The following is a 15243-nucleotide window of genomic DNA, read 5'->3' on the forward strand; positions in this document are numbered from 1 at the left end:
CACCAGGCGGAGACGAACGACTCCCCGTCGGCCGGGACATCGGAGTCGACGAAGACCACACGCGCCAGCCGGCCGCCGATCCGCTCGGCGGCCTGGCCCACCGGGATGCCCGAGTAGCTGTGCCCGACCAGGACGACATCGCGCAGATCGTGGCGCTCGACCTCGTCGACGATGTCCTGGACATGGGTCCGCCGCCCGGCGGGCACGCCCCGCTTCTCGGCGAGGCCGGACAGCGTCAGCGGGTGGGTGCCGTGGCCGCCCGCACGCAGCGGCGGTACCACGTCGTCCCAGGCCCACGCTCCGAGCCACGCGCCCGCGACGAGTACGAATTGCGTCATGGCGGCAACGTAGCGGAGAGGTCCGACAACGGCCCCCGGAACCATTCTCGGCATGCTCCGGCGCGCTGGCCCCCTGGGGCGTGTTTCGAAAGTCCCGCCCGGCCCGCGACGCCTGGCACGCACGCTCGCCGCGTTGTCGGAGCCGTCGCACCGCGCCGGCGGGGGCCGCCGGGTGGTACGGGCGGGGCGGCGGCGCGGGTCCGTCCCGTACCGCCGCCCCGTGGGTGGAGCGTGCTCAGCCCGCCGCGAGCACCGCCGCCACCACCGGGCCCGCCGCGTCCCCGCCGTGGCCGCCCGACTGGACCACCGCCGCGGCGGCCACGTCGTCCTGGAAGCCGGTGAACCAACTGTTCGACGTGACCTGGCCGTCGACCTCCGCCGAGCCCGTCTTCGCGCCCTTGTCGCCGCCGAGCCCGGACATCGCGTTCGCCGCCGTACCGCTCGTCGCCGTGAGCCGCATCATGTCGCGGAGCTGCTGCGCCACGGAGTACGGCAGCGAGCGCGCCGCGGTGGCCAGCACGCGGTCGTCCAGCGAGCGCGGCACGATGACGGGCTGCTTGAACGAGCCGCTCTTCGCGGTGGCGGTGATGGACGCCATGTTGAGCACGTTCATCTGGACCGTGCCCTGCCCGATGTACTGCGCCGCCGCCTCGCCGCCCGCCGCGGACGGCACGCTTCCGTCGAAGGAGGCGATCCCGGTCTTCCAGTTGTCGAGGCCGATCCCGAAGACCTCCTCGGCCTCGCTCTTCAGCGCCGAGTCGTCGTGGGTGTCGTCGATCAGCTTGACGAAGGCGGTGTTGCAGGAGCGGGCGAAGCTCTGCGCGAACGTGCCGTTCGGGATCGAGAAACCGTCCAGGTTCTGGAACGTACGGCCCTGGTACATCGCGGTCGGCGGACACTCGGCGGGACGGTTGGCGTCGGCCAGGCCCTTCTCCAGCAGCATCGCCGCCGTCACGATCTTCATCGTGGAGCCGGGCGCCTGCTTGCCGAGCATGGCCGCGTTGAAGCCGTCCTCGCGGTTGTTGGCGACCGCGAGGATCTCGCCCGTACTGGGCTTGACCGCCGCGACCGACGCCTCGCTGAACTTCTTCACCGCCTGCTCGGCGGCGGCCTGCACCGTCGCGTCCAGGGTGGTGCGCAGCGTGCCCTCCTTGCCCTTGGCGAGGGTGAGCAGGGTCTGTCCCGGCACGCTGTCGCCGTCGCTCCGCAGCGACAGCTCGATGCCCGGCGAGCCGCCCGCGTCGCTGCCGTACCGCTCCCGCAGCTGGTCCAGGACGGACCCGAGCGAGGGGTACTCCGCCTTCGTCAGCTCCACGCCGTTGCGGTCCACCGCCTTGATCGCCGGGGTCTTCGCCTCGGCGGTCTCCAGATACGTGGTGTCCGTCAGATCGGGATGGATCACGGACGGCGACCAGTCGACCAGCGGGCGTCCGGTGGTCAGTCCGCGCACCACGGTCAGCTCGGAGCTGTACGACCACGGCTTGCTCTCGCCGCCGAACGCGACCGTGGCCCTGACGGTGAACGGCACCTTCGCGCCCACCGCCCGGCCCGGGGTGATCACCGCGTCGGTGACATGGGCCTGGTCGCGGTAGCCGTCGATGACGGGTGCCGCGGCGGTCGGCGCGTTGGTGAGCTGGGCGACGGTCGCGCCGTCGCTCCCGTCGGCCCATCCGGCGAGGAAGTCCTTCGCGGTCCTGTCGATCTCGTCGGCGCTCAGCGGCCCGGTCCTCACCTCTCGCGTCGCCGATGTGGTGGTCGTGCTCGTGTTCCCGCCGGTGAGCCCGCTGTACACGTTGTACGCGCCGTACCCCACCCCGCCGGCGACCACGGCGAACACCCCGCCGACTATCGCGACCTTCGCTCCACTGCGCATTGCAGTCCCCCTCCCCAGGAGCCCCCTGGAACATCTGAACATGTTCAAGGAAGTATCGGACCGCACTCTACGGGACGGGTGTGTCAAGGGAGGAGTGTGTTATCGGACTGGGACGATCCCCTCCCGGCCACCGGCCGCAGGCCCGGAGCCGGTCATACCCAGGTGTCGAACCACATCCGGCCGCGCCAGGAGTCGATGGGGATCGGGGAGCCCGTGTACAGGGGCCAGAAGTAGATGAAGTTCCAGATGATCAGCAGGACCAGTACGCCCGCGCCGACCGCGCCGACCGTTCTGCGGCGTTCGTCGGAGCCCGGGGGGCCGATGAGGGCGCCCGCCAGCATCGTGACCGCGAGGCAGAGGTACGGGACGAAGACGACCGCGTAGAAGAGGAAGATCGTCCGTTCCTGGTAGAAGAGCCAGGGCACCCAGCCCGCCGCGACGGCGCAGGCGATCGCGCCCGCGCGCCAGTCGCGGCGGAAGAACCAGCGCCACAGCACGTAGCAGAGTGCCAGGCCGCCCGCCCACCAGAGCAGAGGCGTGCCGATCGCCAGCACCTCACGGGCGCAGTTGCCCGGGGTGCCCGCCGGGCAGCCGTCGGTACCGGCCTTCGGGTCCTCGTAGAAGTACGAGACCGGGCGGCCCAGGACGATCCAGCTCCACGGATTCGACTGGTAGGTGTGGCCGGAGGTCAGGTTGATGTGGAACTGGTAGACCTCGTTCTCGTAGTGCCACAGGCTGCGCAGCCAGTCCGGCAGCCAGGTGAAGTGGCCGCCCTTGCCCTGTGTGGCGGCCCAGTTCCTGAAGTAGCCCTTGTCGGTGACGATCCAGCCGGTCCAGGAGGCGACGTACGTGACGACCGCGACCGGCACCGTCGAGACGAACGCCGGCAGGATGTCCCGCAGGAGCACCGAGACGTACGGCCGTACCGCGCCCGCCGTGCGCCGGGCGCCCACGTCCCACAGGACGGCCATGACCGCGAAGGCGGCCAGGATGTAGAGCCCGTTCCACTTCGTCGCGAAGGCCAGCCCCAGCATCAGCCCGGCCGCGATCCGCCACGGCCGCAGGCCCAGCCGCAGCCGTTCGGCGACCTCGACGTCCGGGCGCAGCAGGCCCTCCTCGTCCACCGGGAGCGCCGCCGCCAGCCGGCGCCGCGCCCAGTCGCGGTCGATCACCAGACATCCGAAGGCGGCCAGGACGAAGAACATCAGCACCAGATCGAGGAGCGCGGTACGGCTCATCACGAAGTGCAGACCGTCGACGGCGAGCAGTCCGCCCGCCAGACACCCGAGGAACGTGGAACGGAACAGCCGCCGCCCGATCCGGCACAGCATCAGCACCGAGAGCGTGCCGAGCACCGCCACCATGAAGCGCCAGCCGAAGGGGGTGAATCCGAAGAGCTGCTCGCCGAGGCCGATGACCCACTTGCCCACCGGCGGATGGACGACATATCCCGGGTCCGTCGGCAGCGGTACCTTCGACGGATCGGCCAGGATCTGCTTGTCGATGTCCTTGGGCCAGCTTCCCTCGTAGCCCTGGTTGACCAGCGCCCAGGCGTCCTTGGCGTAGTACGTCTCGTCGAATATCACCGCCTTGGGGCTGCCCAGGTTCCAGAAGCGCAGCACTCCCGCCACCGCCGCCACCAGCAGCGGCCCGCCCCACGCGGACCAGCGGACCAGCCGGTCCGCCCACGCGGGCGGTACGGCGAGCACGGCCCAGAGCCGCTCCGAGGGCCGGGTGTACGGCGGCACCAGCCGCTCGCGCAGCCCGGTCACCGGCCTCGGCACATGGCCGAATCGGCGCAGCCGCTGAGGCCATGAGGGCGGCGTTCCGCCGGCGTCGTGCCCCTGGAGGGCTTCAGGCGCAGTACTGGTCACCGCGCCATCGTAGGGAACGCCGCTGTGCGTGGGGTGCTCCGCGCCCTGCGAGGATGACGGGATGGCGGATGAGGCGCAGATGAATGGCACGCTGGTACTCGCGGGAACGCCCATCGGTGAGGTGACGGACGCGCCCCCGAGGCTCGCGGCGGAGCTCGCGGGCGCGGACGTGATCGCCGCCGAGGACACCCGTCGGCTGCGCAGGCTCACCCACGCGCTCGGTGTGCAGACCCGGGGCAGGGTCGTCTCGTACTTCGAGGGCAACGAGTCCCAGCGGACGCCCGAGCTGGTCGAGGCGCTGACCGGCGGGGCCCGGGTGCTGCTGGTCACCGACGCGGGCATGCCGTCCGTCTCCGATCCCGGGTACCGGCTGGTGGCCGCGGCCGTCGAGCACGGGATCCGGGTCACGGCCGTACCGGGGCCCTCCGCCGTGCTGACCGCGCTCGCGCTCTCCGGGCTGCCCGTGGACCGTTTCTGCTTCGAGGGCTTTCTGCCGCGCAAGGCCGGTGAGCGGCTCGGCCGGCTGCGGGAGGCCGCGGACGAGCGGCGCACGCTCGTCTACTTCGAGGCGCCGCACCGGCTCGACGACACGCTCGCCGCGATGGCCGAGGTCTTCGGCGCCGGGCGCCGGGCCGCCGTCTGCCGCGAGCTGACCAAGACGTACGAGGAGGTCAGGCGCGGCGGTCTCGGTGAGCTGGCGGCCTGGGCGGCCGAGGGCGTACGGGGCGAGATCACCGTGGTCGTGGAGGGCGCGCCCGAGCCGGGGCCCGGGGACGTCGGCCCGGAGGAGCTGGTGCGGCGGGTACGGGCGAGGGAGGAGGCGGGCGAGCGGCGCAAGGAGGCGATCGCGGCCGTGGCCGCCGGCGCCGGGGTGCCCAAGCGCGATGTGTTCGACGCGGTGGTGGCGGCGAAGAACGAGGCGCGTACGGCGCCTTGAGGTGTGCGCGCCGTTGTCCTGCCGCCGGGGCGTGCGTACGCCGGTCCTGAGATTGGGGGCGCGCGTACATCCCGTCGCAGGACCGGCGTACGCCCCCTTGGGGAGCAAAGGACTATCGTGAAATGTAAAGCGCAGACCGCGAGTCGGGCCTTTTGGGCATGAGAAGGCCAAGACCAATCCATTAATCGACAGGGGCTGATGCGCTCCCGCCGGCAAAGGCGTCCACTGGGTCAGTGGAGAGGAGCTGGCATGAGTGAGATCACGGGCACCGCCGTCGCCCACGAGGCATATGCCTTTTGCTGTATGCGCTGCGGGCACGGCTGGGAGCAGGCGTACGACATAGAGCATCACGTCGACGGCTCGGGGCGGAATTACGTCGTCTACAAGGCGGACGGGACACGGGTCCCTTCGCCGCTGTCCAGCCCGTCCTGCACCAACTGCGGCGGGCATGTCGTACGCATCATGCGTTCGGGACAGGTCTCGTCGGTGCGGGCGCTGATGATGGAGCAGTACCACCCGGCGAAGGGCAAGCGGGCCGCGTCCGCGGAGGCCGCGGCGGCGGGCACGGAACCCGGGCGGACACCGGCCGGATCCGCCGAGGAGATACCCGTCGGATCCGCGGAGGGGATACCGGGGACGCCGGCCGGAGCCGGAGCGCGGGCCGGGGCGGCGCAGGGCAGCACGGCGGCGGGGCGGGCGGCCGGGCATCACCACTGGCATCTGTCGGACCTGCTGCACCCGTTCCACCACCGCAAGTGAGCCGTCCGCGCGAGTGAACCACCTGTTCCGCCAGTAGTTCTATCTGTTCCGCCCGTACCACCTGGCCCGCCGTGCGTGTGTGAGCGCACGCGGGTGAGGCCACGGACGCGGCCCTCCGTAGGATCGCGCCCATGAGTTCGAAGCAAGCTCCACCGCCGCTGCCCGAACCCCTTCGGGTACCGGTCGCGGATTCGCACACCCATCTGGACATGCAGGACGGCACCGTCGAGGAGGGCCTGCGCAAGGCGGCCTCGGTCGGTGTCACGACGGTCGTCCAGGTGGGGTGCGACCTCAAGGGCTCCCGCTGGGCCGCCGAGACGGCCGCGGCGTACGAGAACGTCCACGCGGCGGTCGCCCTGCACCCCAACGAGGCGCCCCGGATCGTGCACGGCGACGCCGACGGCTGGTCCCGTCAGGGCGCGCGCGAGGGCGGCGGCGACACGGCGCTGGACGACGCCCTGGCCGAGATCGACCGGCTGGCCGCGCTGCCACAGGTCCGCGCCGTCGGCGAGACGGGGCTCGATCATTTCCGGACAGGGCCCGAGGGCGTGGCCGCGCAGGAGCGTTCCTTCCGCGCGCACATCGAGATCGCCAAACGCCATGGAAAAGCGCTGGTCATCCATGACCGGGAAGCGCATGCCGATGTGCTGCGCATTCTTACGGAGGAAGGCGCTCCGGAACGTACGGTGTTTCATTGCTATTCCGGTGACGCGGAAATGGCCGAAGTGTGTGCGGCGGCCGGTTACTACATGTCCTTCGCCGGCAATGTGACTTTCAAAAACGCTCAACCGTTGCGTGACGCGCTCACCATAGCGCCGCTGGAACTTGTTCTCGTCGAGACGGACGCGCCTTTTCTCACCCCGGCGCCCTACCGCGGGCGGCCCAATGCGCCCTATCTGATTCCGGTCACCCTGCGGGCGATGGCCGAGGTGCGCGGGATCGGCGAGGACGCCCTGGCCGAGGCGATCGCGGGCAACACGGCCCGCGCGTTCGATTACTGACCACCGACGCGTCTGCTGAACGCCTCTGCTGATGTGTCACGGCCGGGTACCGGCACATGGTGGCCTTCGCGACGCCACGTGGTCGAGTCGCTTGGGAGAGCAACCGTCGCTCGGTTAGTGTCCGGGCCCGCCCCGCCTTCGTGGCGGAGCGGAGCGCACCGGACCGGACCTTGTGGAGCGTCGTGAGCAATACGCAGGGCAGTCACCGCGCGGCGTGCGGCACGCGCCGTGACTCCGAGACCAGCCGACCGGACGAGACCCGCCGCATCGACGGGCCCGGCCGGCGCGGCGGCACCGACCGGGCGTCGCACCGGCCCGAGCTGCGCCGGCTGCTGCCCCGGGCCCTTGTCGTCGCCTTCCTCGCCGGCTCCACCTCGGCCTTCCTCGCCGGTGACAAGGCCGTCGAGCCGTCCGCCGGCGGCGTACCGCGCACTGTGCACACCTTCGCCGGTGACGCGGCGCGGCCCCCGGCCGACGAGGGAGCGGCCGTCGGCGCGCACGACACCGTGGCACCGGCGCCCGGCGCGGGTCTCGTCAGCGGCGACGGGATCGCCGTCCGCCACGGCAGGCCCGTCCTGCTCACCCTCGGCGGACACCGGCGCCAGGTCCGGACGACGGTCCGTGCGCTGGACGGCGCACCGGCCCCAGGGGTGCGCGCCGGGAGCGCGGCCCTCTCCGTGTCGCGCTCCTCCGCGAGCCCGCGCCGGGCGCTCGCGCCGGAGGTACGGACCGGACGGGCCGTGACCTTCGCGGCCGACGCCCGCGAGCGGACCGTTCGTGCCCACGCGACCCACGCGACCCACGCGACGACCGTGGACGAGGCGCTCGCCGAGGCGGGCATCGCGCCGTACGAGGACGACACCACGTCCGTACCGGGCGACGGCCTCCCGGGCGACGGCCAGAGCGTCGGAGCGCAGCGCATCACCTCCCGTGAGCAGGTGCGCGAGGAGGCCGTCCCGTACGACACCGTGCGCACCGAGGACCCCGCTCTCTTCCGGGGCACGGAGGTCGTCGACCAGCAGGGCCGGCCGGGACTGCGCCGGGTCACCTACGGTCTGCGCACGGTCGACGGCGTCCAGCAGGAGCCGCGCGTACTCCACGAAGAGGTGGTGCGCGCGCCGGTCACCCATCGGGTCCGGGTCGGTACGAAGGCGCTGCCGACGTCCATGGCCGGAGTGGACGATCTGAACTGGAAGGGGCTCGCGGCCTGTGAGTCGAGCGGCCGGCCCGACGCGGTGGATCCGTCGGGCAAGTACGGCGGGCTCTACCAGTTCGACCTCGCGACCTGGCGCTCCGTCGGCGGCCGGGGCCGCCCGCAGGACGCCACGCCGGAGGAGCAGACGTATCGCGCGAAGAAGCTCTACATGCAGCGGGGGGCGAGTCCGTGGCCGTACTGCGGCCGTAGGCTGACCGGGTGAGCACCACTGAGCCCGACGCCCGACATGCCCCGCGCGCGCCCCATGTCCTGGACGACCCGGACGGCCTTGACGCCCTGGCCGACACAGATGTCCAGGACGACCCGGACGAGCCGGACGAGAGCCGCGGCGACGGCGACGGCGGCCCGGACGACGCAGAGCCCTTGGCCCCCGACGACTCCTCCGACACCTCTTCCGGGGTCTCCTCCGGCGCCCCCGACCCCCTTCTGGGGCCCGCGGACATCCGTGAGCTGGCCGCGGCCCTGGGCGTACGTCCCACCAAGCAGCGCGGGCAGAACTTCGTCATCGACGCCAACACCGTCCGCAGGATCGTCCGTACCGCCGAGGTGCGCCCGGACGACATCGTCGTGGAGGTCGGCCCCGGGCTCGGCTCGCTGACGCTGGCGCTGCTGGAGGCGGCGGACCGGGTGACCGCCGTGGAGATCGACGACATCCTGGCCGCCGCGCTGCCCGCGACGATCGAGGCCAGGCTGCCCGCGCGCGCCGGGCACTTCTCGCTGGTGCACTCGGACGCGCTGCGCGTGACGGAGCTGCCGGGTCCGGCGCCCACCGCGCTGGTCGCGAACCTCCCGTACAACATCGCCGTACCGGTCCTGCTGCACATGCTGGAGCGCTTCCCCACCATCGAGCGGACGCTGGTGATGGTCCAGTCCGAGGTCGCCGACCGGCTGGCCGCCGCGCCGGGGAACAAGGTGTACGGAGTGCCGTCGGTGAAGGCCAACTGGTACGCGGAGGTCAGACGGGCCGGAGCCATCGGCCGTACGGTCTTCTGGCCCGCGCCCAATGTGGACTCCGGGCTGGTCTCGCTGGTGCGCAGGGCGGAGCCGGTGCGGACGACGGCCTCCAGGGCCGAGGTCTTCGCGGTCGTGGACGCGGCCTTCGCGCAGCGCCGCAAGACCCTGCGGGCGGCGCTCGCGGGATGGGCGGGCTCGGCTCCGGCGGCGGAGGCGGCCCTGGTCGCGGCGGGGGTCTCGCCGCAGGCGCGCGGTGAGGCGCTGACAGTGGAAGAGTTCGCGCGGATCGCGGAGGCGAAGACCGCGGAAGCGAAGACCGCGGGGTCGAAGGGGGCGGGCGCGTGAGCGTCGAGGGACAGGTCGAGGGACAGGCTCGGACGTACCGGCGTACGGGGACCTCGGTACGCGTACGGGTACCGGCCAAGGTCAACGCGCAGCTCGCGGTGGGCGCCGCCCGTCCCGACGGCTTCCACGACCTGGCGAATGTCTTCCTGGCGGTGGGTCTCCACGACGAGATCACGGTGACGCACGCGGACGAACTGCGCGTCACCTGCTCGGGTCCGGACGCGGACCAGGTCCCGCTGGACACCACCAACCTCGCGGCGCGGGCCGCCCTCGCGCTGGCGGAACGGCACGGCATCGAGCCGCGCGTCCATATCCATATCGCCAAGGACATCCCGGTCGCGGGCGGGATGGCGGGCGGCAGCGCGGACGGCGCGGGCGCCCTGCTGGCCTGCGACACGCTCTGGTCGCTCGGCTCCTCGCGGGAGGAACTGCTGTCGATCTGCGCCGAGCTGGGCAGCGATGTGCCGTTCAGTCTGATCGGCGGCGCGGCGCTGGGCACCGGCCGGGGCGAGCGGCTCACACCTCTCGACGTCGGCGGTGTCTTCCACTGGGTGTTCGCGGTCGCCGACGGCGGACTGTCGACCCCGACGGTGTTCCGGGAGTTCGACCGGCTGGCCGAGGGCACGGACGTACCGGTCCCGCTCGCCGATCCCGCACTGCTGGAGGCCCTGCGCACGGGCGACACCGCGGCGCTCGCGAGCACCCTGGCCAACGACCTCCAGCCCGCGGCCCTCGCACTGCGCCCGTCCCTGACGGACACCCTGACGGCGGGCACGCAGGCCGGCGCCCTGGCCGCGCTGGTCTCCGGCTCGGGCCCGACGACGGCGTTCCTGGCGGCCGACCCGGCCGCGGCGTCCCGCATCGCGGCAACCCTCCTCGCCTCGGGCACCTGCCGCACCACCCGAGTAGCCACGTCCCCGTCCCCGGGCGCGACGGTCGTACACCACGACAAGGCAACCTGATCGGTCCCGGCCGACCTGCGCGACGAGTCATCCTGAGGTCGCGTGGGTCGGCAACACGGCAAAGGCTTTGTCCGTCAGTTGCGGATCGTTCAGCGTGAAGCGGCCGACGTGCAGCCGGTCGTGTCCGTACATCGGCTGTTTCAGCTCGGTGGTCCGGTCCAACTCCAGTGACCAGGACGCCGCGTGGCACTCCAGGGTGCGGGGTTTGGGTACGCTGCGTCCGCTCCAGCCGACACAGATCAGCCAGCAGGCTTCGGCGAAGGCGCTGCCACCGGAGGATCCGTACACACGGGTGGGCTGATGCCGGGCGGCGACGTCCATGAGCGCCACGTCCGGCAGTTGCGGCACCGGCAGCCGGCCGATGACTGCGGTCTGTCCGAAGTCCCCGGTGGTCGCGTATGCGATGACGTCGTACCGGTCCGGCCATGTGTGCAACAGCGGCAGCACCGTCACCCTGCTCTCGCCCCTCAAGGTTTTTGCCACGTTTCTGTTTTCCTTTCGGACGGGGTACGCCCCGCTCGGGTCAACTCCGAGCATGGCGGCCCGCGTTCCTGCTCAGGCGACGCAGCCGCCGTTGTCGCCGCAGCCGGTCGGGGGATTGGAGCCGCCGCCGTCTCCGTCTTCGATATCGGTGTTGTCCTCGTCTCCCTGGACAACCGCCCGACGTTGTGGATGGGTGCCGGCCATGTGCCATGCCCTTCTTCCTGACGGGGCGGTGCATGGACCCGCTTCGGCCGCTGTCCTGCCGGGGAATGGGCGGTCGGAGCGGGGATCAGTGGAGTCAGCCGGACCGTGCGCGAGCCGTGGGTGAGCAGCGGCGGCAGGCGCAGGGCGGAAACGCGAGCGACTCCGGAAGGCGTTCGGGATCGCCCGTGGGCACGGTGACCGTGGGCCGCACCGTCCGTCTCCGGCCCGTCGCGGTCGCGCGGTACACCTTGATCGTCATCACAGGTCTTCCCCTGCCGGGTGTGGTGCTTCGGTTCCACGACGCTAGGTGGCTCTCAGCACGCGCCACCATGAATGTGCAGATGTGTGCGTGACGGTCACATTGCCGGGTAATGGTCGGTTCACTCTCTTGACGTGAGAGGTCGGGATGGCCAACTGTGGTGCACATAGATGCACAAATCGCGACCGGAGGTGGCCATGTCGTTACTGTTCATCGGAATCGATCCCGAGACCGGCGACAAGCAGAGCCCTACCGTGTGGGTCGACCGCGACGCACAAGAACTCGTCCTGCAGGGTTGGAAGCCCAGCGCGGACCTCGAAGCCGAGTGTGCGGCGACCGAGGTTCCGGGACACGCGAAAGGGATCCCGGACGGCGAGGCAGTGATTCGAATTCCCGCCAGGATGGTGCACATGATCAGGGAGGCGTGCGATGCGGTCGAGCGTCCCGACGTTCGATGAGCTGATCGCCGGCTGCACGCGTTCCGCCGTACATCTGGAGATGCGTGACTCCTACGCGGTGGATTACGAGGAGGGACCGTTCGCGGACTGGCGTGCCGGCGTGCGTCTCGATGCGGCCGACCGGGCCTCCTGGTGGCGGCCCTGGCTCGACCTCGTCTCCGGGACGGTGGCGCGCGGTGTTGTCGTGCGTCGGGCACGGATCGTGTCGGAGCCTGTCAGCGACTACATTCGCTACGAGCACTCCGGTACGTTCACCAATGTGGCCGCCGGTGAGCAGGTCCGGTGGCTGCCCCGGCGTCAGGCCTCGGACGTCGCTCTGCCCGGCAATGACTTCTGGCTCTTCGACGACCGGTGGGTCCACTGGAATCACTTCGCGGGTGACGGCTCGTCCATGGGCGAAGAGATCACCGACGACCCGGCCGCCGCGAAGCTGTGTGCCGAGGCGTTCGAGGCGGTCTGGGCGCGAGGCGTTCCGCACGACCAGTACGAGATCCACTGACAGGAAGCACCGGTAACCCGCACATGCCCAGCTCTCCGTCGTCGTCCGCTCAGGCTGCCCGTGAAACGGTCGCGCGGCGGCTCGGTGACCTGCGGAAGGGGGCTGGGCTCACCGTCACCGAGCTGGGTGAGCGCTGCGGCTGGCATCACGCGAAGACATCCCGTATCGAGAACGCCCGCACCGCGCCTTCCGCCAAGGACATACGTCTGTGGTGCCGGGCGTGCGGCGCCGACAACCAGACGGGAGATCTCATCGCGCAGTCGCTCAGTGCGGAGTCGATGTACCGGGAGTGGCGTCTTCAGGTGCGCGGCGGGCTCAAGCGGTTGCAGGAGAGCTTGGTCCAGTTCTTCCACGAGACCGAGCTGTTCCGGGTGTACTCGTCCACCATGGTGCCGGGTCTGCTCCAGACCGAGGGATACGCGGCGGCACTGCTGACCGCCATCGCGGATTTCCGGGAGATCCCGGTGAACGACGGGCCGGAGGCGGCGGTGGCCCGGGTCGAGCGCTCCCGTGTCATCCATGAACCCGGGCACCGGTTCGTCTTCCTCGTCGAAGAGGCGGTGCTGTACTACCAGCTCGGGGACGCACAGGCCATGGCGGCTCAGCTCGGCCATCTGCTGACGGCGGGCGCCTTGCCTGCCGTTTCGCTGGGAATCATCCCGATGGCACGGCGTGAGCGCGGGATGTGGCCGCGTGAGACGTTCCATGTGTACGACGACACGCTCGTGTCGGTCGAGTTGACGTCGGCGCAGCTGCGCATCACGCAGCCCGGCGAGGTCGCCGTCTATCTGAAGGCCTTCGACGCGTTGCGGGGCATGGCCGTGTACGGCGGCGAGGCCCGTGCGTTGATCGTCAGGGCCATCGAGGCGCTCGGCTGACGGCAGCCCGGCCGGGCCGTCGCGTACCGGGCCGCAGGGGCGTTCCTGCTCGGGTGGTGGGCGGACCGTCGGGGGGCTGGGGTGGCGACTACGCTGGGACGGCGATCGATTCCCCCGGGTACAGGAGAAAAATGGCCGTCAATCTGGTCAATGTCGAGGCAGTCACCAAGGTGTACGGCACCCGTGCGCTGCTCGACGGTGTCTCTCTCGGCGTCTCCGAGGGAGACCGGATCGGCGTCGTGGGGCGCAACGGCGACGGTAAGACGACCCTGATCGGGGTGCTGAGCCGGCTGGAGGAGACCGATACGGGCCGGGTCACGCACAGTGGCGGGCTGCGGCTCGGGGTGCTCACCCAGCACGATTCGCTCGATCCCGGGGCCACGGTCCGGCACGAGGTGATCGGTGATCTCGCCGACCACGAGTGGGCGGGCAACGCGAAGATCCGCGATGTGCTCACCGGGCTCTTCGGCGGGCTCGACCTGCCCGGCTTCCCGCAGGGCCTCGACACCGTCATCGCGCCGCTCTCCGGTGGCGAGCGGCGCCGGATCGCGCTGGCCAAGCTGCTCATCGGCGAGCCCGATCTGATCGTGCTCGACGAGCCCACCAACCATCTCGATGTCGAAGGCATCGCCTGGCTCGCCCAGCATCTGCGGACCCGGCGCTCCGCGCTCGTCTGCGTCACCCACGACCGGTGGTTCCTGGACCAGGTCTGTACGCGGATGTGGGACGTCCAGCGCGGCGCGGTGCACGAGTACGAGGGCGGCTACTCCGACTACGTCTTCGCCCGCGCCGAGCGCGAGCGCATCGCGGCGACGGAGGAGGCCAAGCGGCAGAACCTGGTCCGCAAGGAGCTGGCCTGGCTGCGCCGCGGCGCTCCCGCCCGTACGTCCAAGCCCCGCTTCCGCGTCGAGGCGGCCAACGAGCTGATCGCGGACGTACCGCCGCCCCGTGACACCTCGGAGCTGATGAAGTTCGCCAACGCGCGGCTCGGCAGGACGGTCTTCGACCTGGAGGACGTGACGGTCCAGGCGGGCCCGAAGGTGCTGCTCCAGCACCTCACCTGGCAGCTCGGTCCCGGCGACCGGATCGGGCTGGTCGGGGTGAACGGCGCGGGCAAGACCTCGCTGCTGCGCGCGCTCGCCGAGGCCGCCCGCAGCCAGGGCGATGTCCAGCCGGCCGGCGGGAAGATCGTGGTCGGCAGGACCGTCAGGCTCGCGTACCTCTCCCAGGAGGTCACCGAACTCGATCCGGCGCTGCGCGTGCTGGAAGCGGTCCAGCGGGTACGGGACCGGGTCGATCTCGGCAAGGGCCGGGAGATGACCGCGGGCCAGCTCTGCGAGCAGTTCGGCTTCACCAAGGAGAAGCAGTGGACACCGGTCGGCGATCTCTCCGGCGGCGAGCGGCGGCGGCTCCAGCTGCTGCGGCTGCTGATGGACGAGCCGAACGTCCTCTTCCTCGACGAGCCCACCAACGATCTCGACATCGAGACGCTCAACCAGTTGGAGGACCTGCTCGACGGCTGGCCGGGGTCGATGGTGGTCATCTCGCACGACCGGTTCTTCATCGAGCGCACCACGGACAAGGTGATGGCGCTGCTCGGTGACGCGGCGCTGCGGATGCTGCCGCGGGGGATCGACGAGTATCTGGAGCGGCGGCGCAGGCTGGTGGAGTCGACGGTGTCGAAGCCCGCGGCGCCGAAGTCCGCGGCGAACGCCGCTCCCACGGCCACGACCACCGCCGCCGAGGAGCGGCTCCCGGCGGCCGTGTCGGCGAAGGACGGCCGCGCGGCGAAGAAGGAACTCCAGAGGATCGAGCGTCAGCTCGACAAGATCGCCGGCCGGGAGACCACACTCCATCAGCAGATCGCCGACAACGCCACGGACTTCGGGAAAGTGGCGAAACTCGATGCCGAACTGCGCGAACTCGGCAGCGAACGGGATGAGTTGGAAATGCGTTGGCTGGAGCTCGCGGAGGACGCGTAGAGGCGGTGTGCGGAGCGCGTAACGGGCGCATCACGGGCCGGTCCTCCCTTGGGAACAGGGGCAGGACCGGCCCGTCCCGTACGGGTGTCCGAGTGATAGAAAGAAGCCCCGCTCGACCGGTGTGACGATGCGGAATCCATACCCGAACCGCTCTGTACGACAGGGCCGGCCACCGGCATCGCGGGGGAGACCGACCGGGTAGCGGACCGTATGGATGTTCA

Annotated in this window: 15 protein-coding genes; 10 read left to right on the forward strand and 5 right to left on the reverse strand. The window is 71.0% G+C overall.

Features of this window, described 5'->3' with window-relative positions; translation table 11 throughout:
* From BFF77_RS13585 to BFF77_RS13595, 3 genes are all read right to left on the reverse strand, one after another.
* On the reverse strand, positions 1 to 338 hold a 338-nt coding region (locus tag BFF77_RS13585; RefSeq protein WP_141698431.1), incomplete at its 3' end, for an alpha/beta fold hydrolase.
* A gap of 235 nt (positions 339 to 573) precedes the next feature.
* The gene (locus BFF77_RS13590; RefSeq protein WP_066948423.1) at positions 574 to 2211 is read right to left on the reverse strand and encodes a penicillin-binding transpeptidase domain-containing protein; all 1638 of its coding nucleotides are present in this window, start codon (positions 2209 to 2211) and stop codon (positions 574 to 576) included.
* Between the two features lie 152 nt (positions 2212 to 2363).
* Positions 2364 to 4085 carry a dolichyl-phosphate-mannose--protein mannosyltransferase gene (locus tag BFF77_RS13595; protein ID WP_066948426.1) on the reverse strand — a complete coding sequence of 574 codons (1722 nt, stop codon included), beginning with the start codon at positions 4083 to 4085 and terminating at the stop codon, positions 2364 to 2366.
* A gap of 79 nt (positions 4086 to 4164) precedes the next feature.
* Between BFF77_RS13595 and rsmI the strand changes: the two genes are divergently transcribed.
* The 6 genes from rsmI (at position 4165) to BFF77_RS13625 (ending at position 10259) form a co-directional block, all read left to right on the forward strand.
* Positions 4165 to 5022: a 16S rRNA (cytidine(1402)-2'-O)-methyltransferase gene (gene rsmI / locus BFF77_RS13600; protein WP_066948490.1), complete on the forward strand. Its 858-nt coding sequence runs from the start codon at positions 4165 to 4167 to the stop codon at positions 5020 to 5022.
* 249 nt (positions 5023 to 5271) lie between these two features.
* Positions 5272 to 5781 (forward strand): hypothetical protein, encoded by a 510-nt coding sequence (locus tag BFF77_RS13605; protein ID WP_066948429.1) that lies wholly within the window; start codon positions 5272 to 5274, stop codon positions 5779 to 5781.
* Between the two features lie 131 nt (positions 5782 to 5912).
* Positions 5913 to 6782 carry a TatD family hydrolase gene (locus BFF77_RS13610; protein ID WP_066948431.1) on the forward strand — a complete coding sequence of 290 codons (870 nt, stop codon included), beginning with the start codon at positions 5913 to 5915 and terminating at the stop codon, positions 6780 to 6782.
* Positions 6783 to 6964: 182 nt separating this feature from the next.
* The gene (locus BFF77_RS13615; RefSeq protein WP_066948434.1) at positions 6965 to 8200 is read left to right on the forward strand and encodes a resuscitation-promoting factor; all 1236 of its coding nucleotides are present in this window, start codon (positions 6965 to 6967) and stop codon (positions 8198 to 8200) included.
* Between the two features lie 161 nt (positions 8201 to 8361).
* Positions 8362 to 9297, forward strand: coding sequence for a 16S rRNA (adenine(1518)-N(6)/adenine(1519)-N(6))-dimethyltransferase RsmA (rsmA, locus tag BFF77_RS13620; RefSeq protein WP_066948492.1), 936 nt, complete (start codon positions 8362 to 8364; stop codon positions 9295 to 9297).
* Positions 9294 to 10259, forward strand: coding sequence for a 4-(cytidine 5'-diphospho)-2-C-methyl-D-erythritol kinase (locus BFF77_RS13625; protein ID WP_066948437.1), 966 nt, complete (start codon positions 9294 to 9296; stop codon positions 10257 to 10259). The genes rsmA and BFF77_RS13625 overlap by 4 nt, the downstream gene beginning before the upstream one ends.
* Before the next feature lie 27 nt (positions 10260 to 10286).
* On the opposite strand, the gene BFF77_RS13630 is transcribed toward BFF77_RS13625, so the two are convergent.
* Both BFF77_RS13630 and BFF77_RS37750 read right to left on the reverse strand, forming a co-directional pair.
* Complete coding sequence (locus tag BFF77_RS13630; RefSeq protein ID WP_141698432.1) at positions 10287 to 10796, reverse strand: hypothetical protein; 510 nt, start codon at positions 10794 to 10796, stop codon at positions 10287 to 10289.
* Positions 10797 to 10814: 18 nt separating this feature from the next.
* On the reverse strand, positions 10815 to 10946 hold the full coding sequence (locus BFF77_RS37750; RefSeq protein WP_281196433.1) for a hypothetical protein: 132 nt from the start codon (positions 10944 to 10946) through the stop codon (positions 10815 to 10817).
* A gap of 456 nt (positions 10947 to 11402) precedes the next feature.
* On the opposite strand from BFF77_RS37750, the gene BFF77_RS13635 reads away from it, so the two are divergent.
* From BFF77_RS13635 to BFF77_RS13650, 4 genes are all read left to right on the forward strand, one after another.
* A complete protein-coding gene (locus BFF77_RS13635; RefSeq protein ID WP_066948441.1) occupies positions 11403 to 11663 on the forward strand; it encodes a hypothetical protein in 261 nt (86 codons plus the stop codon).
* On the forward strand, positions 11635 to 12162 hold the full coding sequence (locus BFF77_RS13640) for a DUF6879 family protein (RefSeq protein WP_066948444.1): 528 nt from the start codon (positions 11635 to 11637) through the stop codon (positions 12160 to 12162). The genes BFF77_RS13635 and BFF77_RS13640 overlap by 29 nt, the downstream gene beginning before the upstream one ends.
* Before the next feature lie 23 nt (positions 12163 to 12185).
* A complete protein-coding gene (locus BFF77_RS13645; protein WP_066948446.1) occupies positions 12186 to 13040 on the forward strand; it encodes a helix-turn-helix domain-containing protein in 855 nt (284 codons plus the stop codon).
* Positions 13041 to 13171: 131 nt separating this feature from the next.
* The gene (locus BFF77_RS13650) at positions 13172 to 15022 is read left to right on the forward strand and encodes an ABC-F family ATP-binding cassette domain-containing protein (protein WP_066948449.1); all 1851 of its coding nucleotides are present in this window, start codon (positions 13172 to 13174) and stop codon (positions 15020 to 15022) included.
* Positions 15023 to 15243 lie beyond the last annotated feature (221 nt).

Source organism: Streptomyces lushanensis (assembly GCF_001700515.1).
GTDB classification, from domain to species: domain Bacteria; phylum Actinomycetota; class Actinomycetes; order Streptomycetales; family Streptomycetaceae; genus Streptomyces; species Streptomyces lushanensis.

Coding starts and splice junctions, on each gene's coding strand:
- BFF77_RS13590 (WP_066948423.1), bottom strand. CDS start 2,211: ATGCGCAGTGGAGCGAAGGTCGCGATAGTCGGCGGGGTGTTCGCCGTG.
- rsmI (WP_066948490.1), top strand. CDS start 4,165: ATGAATGGCACGCTGGTACTCGCGGGAACGCCCATCGGTGAGGTGACG.
- BFF77_RS13605 (WP_066948429.1), top strand. CDS start 5,272: ATGAGTGAGATCACGGGCACCGCCGTCGCCCACGAGGCATATGCCTTT.
- BFF77_RS13610 (WP_066948431.1), top strand. CDS start 5,913: ATGAGTTCGAAGCAAGCTCCACCGCCGCTGCCCGAACCCCTTCGGGTA.
- BFF77_RS13630 (WP_141698432.1), bottom strand. CDS start 10,796: ATGCTCGGAGTTGACCCGAGCGGGGCGTACCCCGTCCGAAAGGAAAAC.
- BFF77_RS37750 (WP_281196433.1), bottom strand. CDS start 10,946: ATGGCCGGCACCCATCCACAACGTCGGGCGGTTGTCCAGGGAGACGAG.
- BFF77_RS13635 (WP_066948441.1), top strand. CDS start 11,403: ATGTCGTTACTGTTCATCGGAATCGATCCCGAGACCGGCGACAAGCAG.
- BFF77_RS13640 (WP_066948444.1), top strand. CDS start 11,635: ATGCGGTCGAGCGTCCCGACGTTCGATGAGCTGATCGCCGGCTGCACG.
- BFF77_RS13645 (WP_066948446.1), top strand. CDS start 12,186: ATGCCCAGCTCTCCGTCGTCGTCCGCTCAGGCTGCCCGTGAAACGGTC.
- BFF77_RS13650 (WP_066948449.1), top strand. CDS start 13,172: ATGGCCGTCAATCTGGTCAATGTCGAGGCAGTCACCAAGGTGTACGGC.